11 protein-coding genes are annotated in these 12,205 nt (G+C 57.4%); 6 read left to right on the top strand and 5 right to left on the bottom strand.

Features of this window, described 5'->3' with window-relative positions; genetic code table 11:
- Nucleotides 1–2 precede the first annotated feature (2 nt).
- From NOV72_RS27250 to NOV72_RS27240, 3 genes are all read left to right on the top strand, one after another.
- Complete coding sequence (locus tag NOV72_RS27250; protein WP_106857666.1) at nucleotides 3–743, top strand: siderophore-interacting protein; 741 nt, start codon at nucleotides 3–5, stop codon at nucleotides 741–743.
- Nucleotides 744–1,119: 376 nt separating this feature from the next.
- Complete coding sequence (locus tag NOV72_RS27245; RefSeq protein ID WP_106857639.1) at nucleotides 1,120–2,484, top strand: MFS transporter; 1,365 nt, start codon at nucleotides 1,120–1,122, stop codon at nucleotides 2,482–2,484.
- 157 nt (nucleotides 2,485–2,641) lie between these two features.
- Nucleotides 2,642–3,733 carry a porin gene (locus NOV72_RS27240; RefSeq protein ID WP_106857665.1) on the top strand — a complete coding sequence of 364 codons (1,092 nt, stop codon included), beginning with the start codon at nucleotides 2,642–2,644 and terminating at the stop codon, nucleotides 3,731–3,733.
- 115 nt (nucleotides 3,734–3,848) lie between these two features.
- Here the strand turns inward: NOV72_RS27240 and NOV72_RS27235 are convergent, their stop codons facing one another.
- The gene (locus NOV72_RS27235; RefSeq protein WP_181291165.1) at nucleotides 3,849–4,736 is read right to left on the bottom strand and encodes a LysR family transcriptional regulator; all 888 of its coding nucleotides are present in this window, start codon (nucleotides 4,734–4,736) and stop codon (nucleotides 3,849–3,851) included.
- 377 nt (nucleotides 4,737–5,113) lie between these two features.
- Between NOV72_RS27235 and NOV72_RS27230 the strand changes: the two genes are divergently transcribed.
- Together NOV72_RS27230 and NOV72_RS27225 are read left to right on the top strand one after the other, a co-directional pair.
- Nucleotides 5,114–6,091, top strand: a complete 978-nt coding sequence (locus NOV72_RS27230; protein WP_106857637.1) for a PDR/VanB family oxidoreductase — start codon at nucleotides 5,114–5,116, stop codon at nucleotides 6,089–6,091.
- A 24-nt stretch (nucleotides 6,092–6,115) separates the two neighbouring features.
- Nucleotides 6,116–7,231 carry an aromatic ring-hydroxylating oxygenase subunit alpha gene (locus NOV72_RS27225; RefSeq protein ID WP_106857636.1) on the top strand — a complete coding sequence of 372 codons (1,116 nt, stop codon included), beginning with the start codon at nucleotides 6,116–6,118 and terminating at the stop codon, nucleotides 7,229–7,231.
- Nucleotides 7,232–7,299: 68 nt separating this feature from the next.
- On the opposite strand, the gene NOV72_RS32860 is transcribed toward NOV72_RS27225, so the two are convergent.
- The 4 genes from NOV72_RS32860 to NOV72_RS27205 form a co-directional block, all read right to left on the bottom strand.
- Nucleotides 7,300–7,689: an H-NS family nucleoid-associated regulatory protein gene (locus NOV72_RS32860; RefSeq protein ID WP_245933167.1), complete on the bottom strand. Its 390-nt coding sequence runs from the start codon at nucleotides 7,687–7,689 to the stop codon at nucleotides 7,300–7,302.
- The gene (locus NOV72_RS27215; protein ID WP_245933172.1) at nucleotides 7,587–8,360 is read right to left on the bottom strand and encodes an H-NS histone family protein; all 774 of its coding nucleotides are present in this window, start codon (nucleotides 8,358–8,360) and stop codon (nucleotides 7,587–7,589) included. Before NOV72_RS27215 ends, NOV72_RS32860 begins: the two co-directional genes overlap by 103 nt.
- Before the next feature lie 26 nt (nucleotides 8,361–8,386).
- Complete coding sequence (locus NOV72_RS27210; protein WP_106857634.1) at nucleotides 8,387–8,710, bottom strand: hypothetical protein; 324 nt, start codon at nucleotides 8,708–8,710, stop codon at nucleotides 8,387–8,389.
- 698 nt (nucleotides 8,711–9,408) lie between these two features.
- Nucleotides 9,409–9,945 carry a hypothetical protein gene (locus NOV72_RS27205; protein WP_146150051.1) on the bottom strand — a complete coding sequence of 179 codons (537 nt, stop codon included), beginning with the start codon at nucleotides 9,943–9,945 and terminating at the stop codon, nucleotides 9,409–9,411.
- Between the two features lie 286 nt (nucleotides 9,946–10,231).
- On the opposite strand from NOV72_RS27205, the gene NOV72_RS27200 reads away from it, so the two are divergent.
- Entirely contained in the window at nucleotides 10,232–12,007 is a 1,776-nt protein-coding gene (locus tag NOV72_RS27200; RefSeq protein ID WP_106857632.1) for an SWIM zinc finger family protein, read from the top strand.
- The last annotated feature ends 198 nt before the right edge of the window (nucleotides 12,008–12,205 follow it).

The following is a 12,205-nucleotide window of genomic DNA, read 5'->3' as shown; positions in this document are numbered from 1 at the left end:
AGATGGAACAGCAACAAGCCAGCAGCAGAGTGACGCGCGTGCGCCACGAAACTCGCCGTCGCGAGGTCGAAGTGGTGAGCGTAGTGAACGTTTCTCCGAATTTTAAACGCGTGACGTTCGCTGGGGAGGAGTTGGCCGACTTCACGAGTCAATCTTTCGACGACCACGTCAAGCTGATTTTTCCCGGAGCTGACGGGGCAGAAGTGATGCGCGACTACACGCCGCGAAGCTTTGACCGGAAGAAGCGCGAGCTGTCGATTGAGTTCTCGCTGCATGGCGACGGCTTTGCGTCAGCGTGGGCCTCAAACGCCGAAGTCGGCCAACGCATTACCATAGCCGGACCGCGTGGTTCGTTCATCGTCCCAACCAACTTCGAGTGGCATTTGCTTGTAGGCGACGACACCGCAGTTCCGGCAATCGCGCGGCGACTAGAAGAGTTGCCAGCCGGAACCGTGGCAACGGTCGTGCTACAGGCGGCGGACCAGGATAGACGACAATTTCGCAGCAACGCTACGTTTGGCGTATTGTGGGTTCCCGACTCGGAAGAGCTTCTGCAGCAAATCGCATCGCTCGAACTCCCTTCGGGCGAAGGATATGTGTGGTGCGCGGCGGAGGCGAAGGTTGCCGCGAAAGTGCGGCAAGTTCTGGTCGACGAAAAAGGCCATGGCAAGCACGCGATTCGTGCGTCCGCGTATTGGAAGCAGGGCACCGGTGCTCACCACGAGAAGATTGGCGAAGAGTAACGACATCGCGCGTGCGCTTCCAGATAAGGAAGGACCCAATCGCGTTATGCCAGTGAACGGGAGAGCGAGCTTGGAGCTTCCGGTCCGGCGACGACGCCTTCAACTCTTTGCGGCGCACGGCCTGAAACGTTGTAGCGGGGTCTGGAAGCGCGCTCGGTTGGGTGCTTATCCAGCTACCTTCGCGCAGCGGAAGAGCAGTGTGCCACGAGTCGCTGCGACGCTGGCCGCACCTTCGCTGCCTGCCCGAGTTCGCCGATTGATGCAAAAAACGAGTCGCAGATACCGCGAAATAGCTTCAATCGTCCTTGATAAGTATCAATAGAATCACGTCAAGCGCCCATCGAGATGCGCAAAATCCAAATTAACGGAGACAGACGTGAATCATCCCCAACAAGCGGTGGACGTAAAGTCGTTCATTGACGGACGGTCGCTCAGTGCAAAGCAGGTGCTGATTGTCGTCCTGTGTTTTTTCATCGTGGCCGCGGACGGCATTGACGTTGCAATGATGGGCTTCATTGCTCCGTCCATCGTCCACGACTGGCAACTCGCAAAATCCACGTTCGGCGTCGTCATGAGCGCCGCGCCGCTCGGACTTGTGCTGGGCGCATTGATTGCCGGACCGTCGTCTGACCGACTCGGGCGCAAGGCGGTCCTGGTCGTCTCTGTTCTTCTATTCGGAATTGGAAGCATTGTCACGGCGCTTTCGCAGGATGTGACGCAGATGATGGTGCTGCGATTCCTGACTGGCATCGGCCTTGGCGCTGCCATGCCGAACACCACGATTCTTGTTGCCGAATATGTGCCGCAGCGCCGTCGCTCGCTGCTCATTACGACGATGTTCATCGGTTTCGGCGTTGGCTCAGCGTTGGTTGGCTTCGCGGCAGGCTGGCTCGTGCCGAGATATGGCTGGCGTTCGGTGGTGATTTTCGGTGGGATTGTTCCGCTCGCGCTGGTCCCATTCCTCATCGTGGCGTTGCCTGAGTCTGTGCGATTTATGCTTGTGCGCAATCGCCCGATGGAGCAGATTGTCGCGACCCTGCAGCGAGTTTGTCATTGCACCTTCGCGCCGGGCACGCGTCTTTTCGCACCGGAGCCGGCCGTTTCTCACGCGCGACCCGCTGCCATTCTCTTTGAACAGGGCTACCGCGTCACGACTGTCTCCCTCTGGGTGACGTACTTTATGGGCTTGCTGGTCATCTACCTGATTACTGGTTGGCTGCCAATGCTTATTAAAGACGCCGGCATGTCTATCGAGCAGGCAGCAAACATCACGGCGATGTTTCAGACGGGCGGTATCGCTGGCGCAATCCTGGCAGGCTGGGCAATGGACCGCTTGCGTCCTGTCCCGGTAATCGCGGCCGCGTATATCGGTGGCGCGCTTTGTGTGTACGCCGTAGGGAGCGCGGGGGCTCAATCGACGTCTCTCTCGTTGTGGATGTTTGCGGCCGGCTTCTTCATGAACGGCGCCCAGACCGGTCTTAACGCATTCGCTCCTGTCTGCTATCCGACGGTGGCACGAGCTACGGGCGTGAGCTGGATGCTTGCTTTTGGACGTTTCGGAAGCATTGTGGGCTCGGCAAGCGGTGGTCTGCTTATCGGTCTGGGCTACAACTTCGGGGCCCTCGTTGGAATGCTCGCAGTGCCGGCGGTTCTAGCCGGACTTGCCATTACGGCGAGTCTGTTGTCGCGCAACTCTGCGCGTGACCAAGTCGATACGACCTCGACAGCGGAGCAGACGTAGCTGAACCGCATTCTAAGCTGCGCCGAATTGCCGATACGTAAAATAAGTATGACGTAATAATACATGGGCGCTTTGAACCGGAGAGCTTCCTCCGCCTATGGACACTCTGCGTCCAAGCCAGAATTAGAATCGGAGACATTTTGTGAAAACTAAGAAGATTGCCGCTCACATTTTGGCTGTGCTCAGTGTCGGATGTACTGGGACGGCATACGCCCAAAGTAGTGTCACGCTGTTCGGCATGATTGACAGCGGCATCTCCTACGTTAGCAACCGCGCCGGACATAGCGCATGGCAAACGGACGACGGCATTAACGGGCCGAACTTGTGGGGTTTCATTGGAAAGGAAGACATCGGCGGTGGAACAAAGGTCATCTTCAACCTTGTCAACCAGTTTTCGCTGAATTCAGGCGCGTTCCTACCTGGTCAAAGCCTGTTCACTCGCAACGCGTTCGTCGGATTATCTAATGACCGATTCGGTACCTTCACGTTAGGTAACCAGTACGACTTCATGGTCGACGCACTCTATAACAGCAAAGACGACCCTGCGATTTATACGAGCCATCTCTACGGACAAGGAGCTGGGCCGTTTCAGAAGCTCGCTCTTCCAAACAATCCCACTGGAGATTTCGACTGGTACCGCGCGGCTGGGCGCCTTCCAAACTCGGTGAAGTATGTGACACCAAATGTTGGCGACTTGAGTGCTGGAGCAATGTACGGCTTCGGTGGTGTTGCCGGTTCCGTCGGAACAGGAAATTCCTCAAGCTTTGCGGTGGACTACGCCCGCGGTAATTTCGGCTTCGACGCAGCGTACACCTTCGTGAAGTATCCTACGACGGCGGGCGTCATCGGACCGCAGGTCAGTGTCCGTAACTGGGGCGTGGGCACCCGATACCAAATGGGCCCCGTTTTGATGAGCGCGCTGTTTGTAACGGTCAAGAATAATGGTAATGGAGCCAGCGTTTATCAATTTTCGACGGGCGCAAACTGGCTCGTGCGGCCGGACATCGGCCTGAGTGCCAGCTACGCCTACATGAAGGGCAATGAGGTTGTGACGAACAATCACGCCCATCAGTTCGGACTTACTGCGGACTATTACCTCTCGAAGAGGACGACCGTATATGCGATGACTGTCTATCAGCGTGCCAACGAGGGAGCAAACGCGCTGATTATGGGTCTGACGGGGCCGACGGCGTCCTCGGACGGCCCGAATCAGTTAATCGCGCGAGTAGGTTTGCGAACTCGCTTCTAACGGGCCAGGCGGCTGTCGAGTACTGCCGGATGATGTCGCCATCCGCGGTCGCACGACGTCGGCTAAACGATTTGCTGACGCTAGCTCGACGAGGAAGCCGCAGTGCCGAGCAAAATCACGCTCGAGGCGGCTTCCACTCCTTTGCGAGCCATTCCAGGAGGGCGCTAACGCGGGCCACGTTCATGCGTCGACGCGGCACATACGCCTTGAACCAGGTCTCTTGCGGGTCGAAATCGGATAGCACGCGCACGAGCGAACCGGCCTCGAGAGATGGTGCCGAGATGTACTTAGGCAACAGCGCAATACCCAGACCGGATACCGCAGCTCGAAGCAGCGTTAGATTGTCGTCAGCCTGAAGTCGAGGCGAGACATCGACCGACACGACGCCGCGACTAGACTGGAAGTTCCAAGTCGTGCCAATCGGTGCGAAGACCAGGCACGAATGAGTCACAAGGTCCCGGGGGTGAGTGAGCAGCTTGTTAGCGCTCAGATAGTCGTGAGATGCGCAAAGGACGGAGCCTACTGGTTGTAGCGGGATGTCGACGACGCCATCGTAGCTCGCCAAACGGCCACTAATTGCAATGTCGAAACCGGATTCTGCTGGATTTGCAGAACGGTCGACCAGTGCCAATTGCATCGTGATTCGGGGATGCCGCGCAAGAAATGCGCAAAAAACCGGAGCAAGCTCCTGTGTTGCTAAGGTCGTCGGTGCCATGACGCGCAAATGCCCTTCGAGCTTACCGACGTCACGCTCAACCGACGTAAGCAGCTCGTCAAACTCGGATACGAGGTCCCCGGCACGAGCGTAAAGCTTTTCGCCTGCCTCAGTGAGCGCGACGCTACGGGTGCTCCGCTCGAACAGTCGCGTCTTTAGCTCGCCCTCTAGCGCCGCAATCCGCCGTGCCACGACCGAAGGCACGACTTCCAACGTCCGAGCGGCATCGGCGAAGGTACCGAATTTGACAACCGCAACGAAAGTCCGTACGTGTGTGATGACGTCCATAGGGTGACTACCTACTCGTCCAATTGATGCAAAAAAGCGGTCGCAGAAACGTCGAATTAACTTTAATCGACCGGCTTTGGCATCAATAGAATACACACATGCGAGAACGATAACCATCGTTGAACGCCCCGATACGAAAAACTAATTCGGAGACAGCCATGAAATCACGGCTTCGGCGCGCACTGCCGGCCATTAGCCTGCAGGCGCCTCAAAGACACCGTTTGCCCACTTCGAATTTCTAGGCTTCGAGTGGCCGCGTTGTCCTAGCTAGATTCTGGGTCACGTCATTCACCAAATTCGCGCGTCCCGACTGCGCAGGCGAAAGAACGTGTGGGACGTCGTCGACGCAATCGACGCTGTAGCAAAGAGGTAGAGCGATGGCACAAAGTAATATTAAGGTCGAAGTCACTCGAGTTCGACAGCTCACTGAAAGAGTGCGGGAGTATCTCCTTACTCCTGTTGACGGTCGTCCACTTCCGCAATACACCCCCGGCGCACACGTAGCCATTCACACCGTTTCGCCGGAGCGAGGCTTGATTGTTCGGCACTATTCGCTCATTGGCGGAGACGACAGGGAGGCAGACCCGCGTGCGACCTATCGCATCGCTGTTCAGCGAGATAGTGACACTCGTGGCTCCGCGCACATCCACGCGACATTCGCGCCCGGCACACGCGCGGAAATCGCCCCTCCGATGAACAATTTCCCCTTGGACCGTCGGCATGGCCCAGTCCTTCTTATTGCCGGTGGCATCGGCATTACGCCGATTTTCTCGATGGCCCGCAGTCTCGTTCGTCGACGTCGTCCTTTCAAGGTCGTGTACGCCGGTCGAAATCGCGAATCGATGGCGTATCACGATGCACTCGGCAACGTTGCTGCAGGTTCAGCCACTTTCCATTACAGCGACGACGCGGGAGTCCTCGACGTCGTGAAATTGCTGCAAGAACAGGAACACGGAACGACTGTCTACGTATGCGGACCAGGAGCGATGATTGTCGCGACGCATGCGGCAGGTGAGCAGCTCGGTTGGAATGCGGACCGCGTTCGCAGCGAAGCATTCGGTGTTGGACGCGCCGAGAACCCTCAGGCATTTGATGTCCACCTTCAGCGAAGTGGTCGAACGGTACATGTTAGCGAGGACGCCAGCATCCTCGATGCACTCAACGCGGCAGGCGTCCCCGTGCTTTGGGATTGCCGTCGAGGCGAATGCGGCTTGTGTCCGCTCAAGGTTGTGTCGAGCGATGGCGCGCTACAGCACAACGATAGGTACTTGACGGACGAAGAGAAGGCCGCCGGCGACACAATGTGTATCTGCGTTTCGCGCACGAAGGGTCGCGAAATTGTGCTGGACGCCTAAGCCGACCAAATTCTGGAGAAGGTAATGAATATCAAGCTAAAGGTTGCTCATCAAGAACCGGAACATGACTTCGACGTACCTGGTTTCATTCCGGGCGGCTTCGCCGACCACTCGACACCCTTGGTCCGCAACTGCTGGTACGTCGCTGCGAGAAGCTCTGACGTTTCTCGCGACATCATCAGTCGCCGGTTGCTCGGTGTTGACGTCGCGCTTTACCGCACTTTGGCAGGCGAGGTCGTCGCAGTTCGGAACCGTTGTCCCCATCGCTCGTTTCCTCTCGCGAAGGGCAAATTGGTCGGCGACATTTTGGTGTGCGGCTATCACGGCATGCAATTCGACCCGTCGGGCCGTTGCGTGAATATGCCGGCGATGCCCATCACGCCCACGAACGCGAATGTGCGCAGCTTTCCGGTGGTCGAACGTGCCCCGCTCATTTGGATTTGGATGGGCGAGCCGGATGCGGCGGACGAAAGCCTCGTTCCAGACACCCACTGGCTATCAGACCCTGAATGGAAGAGTGTCGGTGACACCTTTCATATGAAGTCCGACTACGTCTCCATGCACGAGAACCTTCTCGACCAAACTCATTTCCCGTTTCTTCACCCGGGTGCCATTGGTACGCCCGAATACGCCCGGTCACGCCTGAAAGTGCGTGTGGAGGGCGACGTTGTCGTGATTGACCGTGAGCTCCGCAACTCTCCTCCGCCCGGAGTCTATGGCGTGCCCACAGGACTGACGGGAAAGCCCGTCGACCGATTCTCCGAGGCTCGCTTCGTATCGCCGGCGCTTCACACGGCTTATGCACGTATCATCGATAACGATGACCCAAGCGGGCAGCCTCGAACGTACCGCTTCAATATCACGCACATCTTCACTCCCGAGACCAACGGTTCGATTCACTACTGGTGGTTCTGCAGCCGGAATTTCAAGCTCGATGACAAGGCAATCGACGAGCATCTTTATGCTGCGTCGTCGAAGGCCTATCAAGAGGACGTCGATGCGCTCGAGTGGATTCTCGAGACCGTTTCCAATGACACGGAACCGCAGTTCGACTTGAACTTCGCCCCGGACAAGCCCGGTCTGTTGATGCGCCAAATCCTCTATCGCCTGGCCGGCGAGGAAGCGGGACACGTAGGGTGAGCGTCTGGTCGTCGGAAAACGCCGTGGCCCACCGAATGAAAGAGAGGTGCCGCCCGCTGCCGTGAATGCTACGCCAATGCGATGCTCAGTGCTTCAAGCGTCGGGATTGTCCCGGCCGTCGTAGGCGTGGCCTTGCGGGAGGTCGTTTTGGGAGCCGAGGCCTTTTTGGCAGTGGCGACGGTTCTCCTTGCCGAGGTCTTCGTTGCGGCCTTCTTTCCGGCTGCAACTTTCTTTGATGCCACTACTTTCTTGACCCCAACCTTCTTGCTCGTAGCGCCGACCGTCGCTGCGGCCTTCGACTTGGTTGCCTTCCGAGTCGCCGACTCATCGGACTGAACGGCGGCGGCTTGTTTAATCAGAAACCTGGTTCTGTCCTTTGCAGAGGCGAGCCACTTGGGAGCAGGGCCACGACCACTCCAGGTCGCTCCGGACTTCGGGTCCTCGTATTTTGCCGGCACCGCGCTTTTTGATTGCACTTTGCCAACTGCAGCCTTGCCTCTAGACGCGCCGACCCCTTCTTGGCGGGAGAAGTGATGGCGGCGCTATCGATGAGGAATTTTGAGCGGTCCTTCACGTCCTTTATCCATGCCGGCGGTCTGGCATGTCCGCTCCACGTCTCGCCGGTTTTTGGATTCAAGTATTTTGCGGGCAACTTGCCTTTAGGAGCGGTGGGTGCCTTGACGCTCTGACCGGCGGGAATGGGACCGCTTGCCTTCGCGTCTCTCTTCGCTTTCGCCCTGGCCTCGATATCGGCGGTGGTCAGGCCGTGCTTCAACATCAACTTGCGAATCTGGTCGACTGCGGATTGTGCGTTCTTGGCGAGAAGGGTTTCCGCTTGTGCTTGCAGCTTTTTCATTCGCGCCTGGATTTGTTCTAGTGTCGCCATGGTCTTCTCCGAGTATTCAACTCGGTGAACTATGACACACCCTTGAAAAAATAGAAGGGCAAAGCGCTCTTCCAAAAACGAAAATTTAATAGGGTTATTCGCGAATTTGAGCGACAGAGTTTGTGAGTGAGGCAATACGGGCACCACGATGCCCGTTACGAAGACGGGCAACAACAAGACCCGAGAACCGAAGCTACCTCGGTAAAGAAGACTGGCCCCAAGCCGCATGCAGCCAACGACCATCAAACCAGTCTTCTTCGGCTCGAGGATTATTTGGCGGCATCGGCCTCACACTTTTTCATAAACGACGATTTCGCAGCGCCCGCGAGTGGCTTGCCGTCATTTCCGACCGCTTTGCTCGCACACGCAGTGGAGACATTGCTCTTGTTGCCAGCTTCGCACTTCTTGATGAAGGAGGTCTTAGCTGCGCCGGCCAGTGGTTTTCCGTTCTTATCGATTGCCTGCGACTCACAGCTCGACCCTGCCGCCGTCGGCGCGGGTTTGGCGGTCGCGGCGGAAGGTGCCGACGTTTGGGCGCACGCGATTCCGACCGAGAAACATGCTGCCACAGCGACTGCGATAATCTTGTTCATAGCTATTCTCCGGGAAAAGTAAGGCTGTGCGCCTTCCTTGATTAACGCCTGGAAAGCTGTGACGTTGACGTCAGTCCGTAGGAATCGTTGTTGCAGCGCCGTATCGGTTGCTCTATCGCTGCTCTACTCACAGCCTCAGCGAAGCGGTCGTCGCAAGAGAGAGAGCGGTCCAAAAGCGCTCCTAAAGGAGCGAAGCGACGACAGGTAGGATGTTTCCCTAGCATCTTCGAACGGTCTTTTGAAACTGCATTACAGACGCAGGGATAGAATCGTTGCATGTCGGCTATGGCGGTTTTGGCGTTCAAATGGTGGGTCGCAATGCGCGTTTACTAAGGAGCGGGAGGGGACCATGGTTTCGATGACGGCAAACCGCTTGCTCGTGTCGATTTGTCTGGCGGTCCTCATGTCTGCATGTACCGTCGCGCCTGGCGTTGCGACAAAGAAGGCAACCGAGGGGACCGCGAAGGTTCGCGCAGCGATAGAGAGCGCAGTCGCGTCATCAGACTCGGAGTTGACAAAAGACAGTCCGACGTCAAATGGTCGTCGGCAGACAACTGTTCAATGTGACACCGTTGGCAGCATGTTCGTTTGCACCGAAGGTGAAGCAATATGCTGGTGGAATCGTCGTACAGGCTACGGTTGCAACTGACGGCAGATTCTTTTGCGAGGCGCATCGTACTTTGGTGCGGGATGCAGCATTATTGCTTGCGCGGCAGCATAAAGCGCTCAAGGAGAGCTGTGGCCTGTTTTTCAACATCGTTCTCAAGCGTCCCCGGGTACGTATCCGCGTGCGCGCGCCTTGCGGCCGTTCCGAAAACTGGCGATTCCACGTCGGCTGGCTCGCTGATTGAGTGGGCGCGCGTGAACCAAGCCTCGATGTCTCTTCCGAGCGAGCATAGGCGGTCGTGGGTGGTTTTCAGACGGATGCCGTACCCTACGACCAGCGTGAAGCCTAGGAACATGCCGGCAGCCAGGCACGTGACGGAAGCAGTGCCCCACTGAACAATGTCCGCGTCGGCCGCCCAAAGCTTGGTGGTCGCCGAAAGCCCGACGCCAGTGCCCACGCCGAGGCCCGCGAATGCCAGGCCTACGACGCGGGTTTCGCGAAGCAGTTCCTGGACGATTCTCGCTCCAAATTGGCTGTTGTTTATAGCTGGCCTGGGCACTAGCTGTGACCTTCTGCTGTCGTCAAAGAAATTGTACGCCGATGGGTTAAAGCCTAAGGGCTTGGACAAGGCACGTCCGTCCGGTGGAAAACATACGGTCGCTTATGAACGACGCGCCGCCGGAAACGTGCCGAAGACCACCGTGGAGGCAATGCGGCCTTTCTGCCTCTATCCCAAAGCTGACATGGCGTGGAAGGGCGCCCGCCTGTGCCTTTACCGGCGACGACGGCAAATCACACCTGCTGAACTGGCGGTAGGGCCGACAACGCGAAGCTCGAGCAACCGAAGCTTGGCGCCATGGGGGCGCGATGTGGGTTGACTACAATGTGGATTGACCACCCGCCGACGCGAATTCATGACCAGCCAAACTCATCTCCGCGATGTGCTGACATTGGAAGAAGTGCAGTCTCTCGCCGACGTCAAGACGTTCGCGCGCGGGAAAGCGTACTTCCATGAGGGAGCCGTTTCTCGACTCGACGAACGCGATGGAGCATTGCGCGCAAGCGTCAACGGTTCGAGCCGTTACAGCGTCGAACTGACGGTCGGACTCGACGAAGAACTCGCCTACAAATGCAGCTGTCCGGTTGGGCAGTCAGGGACCTTTTGCAAGCATGTCGTGGCTGTCGCGCTCTCTTGGCTCGAAAACTCCGGCGTTGAGGTCTTTCATCCGGATGAATCAGAGCCGACGAAGACCAGAAAGAAGCGCAAGACTGCCGAAGAGCTTATCGCCGAGTACGTGGCGACGTTGGACGACGACGCCATACGCAAACTGTTGCTCGAAGCGGTAGAACGCGACATGGTGCTGCGCGACAAGCTGCTTTTCGCAGCGCGGGCAGCCAGTGCTAACGACCTGCCCAGCATGAAAGCCGCCGTAAGGGAGGCAACAAGAATCGGTCGACCGCTTGATTGGCGTGAGGCAGGTGGATTTGGCGACGGGCTATTCTCGCTCGCCGAAGCGCTTCGCTTACGACTCAGCGGACCTGCGGCTGCGCAGGTGGTGGAACTTGCGGAATTGGCCATCGCCGGCGCCGAAGAAAGTCTTGAGCAGATTGATGATTCGAACGGCGACGTGATGCCTGGAATTCTCGAATTGGCAGCAGTTCATCTCGAAGCGTGCAAGCAGACATCTCCGGACCCAGTAAAGCTCGCGGACCGCTTGTTCCGATATCAATCTGAGGGAGCGTGGGACACGTTCTACGACGTATTGCCCAAGTACGCCGAGCCGTTGGGCGAACGAGGAATGCTGCGCTATCGAGCGCTTGTGGAGGAGGCGTGGCGCCAATTTCCTAGCCTTTCGCCGAAGGATGGTTTGCGCCGGTCGTTTGATGGCAATCGAACTCGGCTCGAGCATGCAGCTATCAGGCTTGCCGAGCTCGACGGCGACGTCGACGAACAAATAGCAATTCGACAGAAGGATCTCTCGGTACCATATCGATATCTGCTGATTGCAGAAATTTGCGCCCAGAATGAGCGGTACGATGACGGCCTCAGATGGGCCAAGGAAGGGCTCGCCGCCTTCAAAGACCCGGACCGACGTCTGCTTGATTTCTGCATCCTGGAATATTTGCGGCGCGGTGACTCGGTCGACGCGAATTTGTACGCCTGGGTGCGCTTCGAGCAGCGACCAGATGCAGATGGATTTGCGGCGCTGATGGAAGTGGCACGGTCTACGGACAGCATTGACCAAGCGCGCGAGCGAGCGTTCGCCCTTCTTTGGGCGCTGGTCAAGAAGGAGGAAGCAGCAGCTGCTGTCAATAAGTCTACGTGGTACCACCCGGGGTCGCGCAGCACGATAGTCGAAATCTACCTCGCCTCCAAAGACTTTGAGAAAGCTTGGGCTGCTTTTGCGGGCGGCCCGGTTGCGACGAGTCTGTGGGCAACCATGGCGTCAATTCGAGCGAAGACTCATCCGCGCGATGCAATCGCTCTCTATCACCGTCTGTTGCCAATCGCAGCTGAGCAGGGCACAAGAAAGGCTCGCTACGATGAGGCTTTCGGTATCGTGCGAAAGATTCGCAGCCTGAGAACGGAACTAGGAGAGCAGAATGAGTTCGCGAAGGAACTCGACGTTATTCGAGACGTGTATGGCGCCAAGAGAAACTTCATGAAGCTGCTTGCGTCGTTGACTTGAGGCATTGCGGTCGTGAAGCCCGAATGAGGAAAGCTCTTAATTGCTACGATGACGTTGCAAGCAAATTCGCGACGATTGTTCTTGTCCAAAAAACTACTATTTGTGCTTCATTAGAGCATCGCTCTAGGCCGAGGACTCGCATTGCTCGCTGCGCATATGGCATAGTGCGCTGATTGCAATTACGAAACGGGACAAGCC

It is taken from the genome of Caballeronia novacaledonica, from assembly GCF_900258035.1.
Classification (GTDB): Bacteria; Pseudomonadota; Gammaproteobacteria; order Burkholderiales; family Burkholderiaceae; genus Caballeronia; species Caballeronia novacaledonica.
The sequence above is the reverse complement of the archived record's forward strand: the minus strand, read 5'-3'. Positions and strand labels throughout refer to the sequence as shown.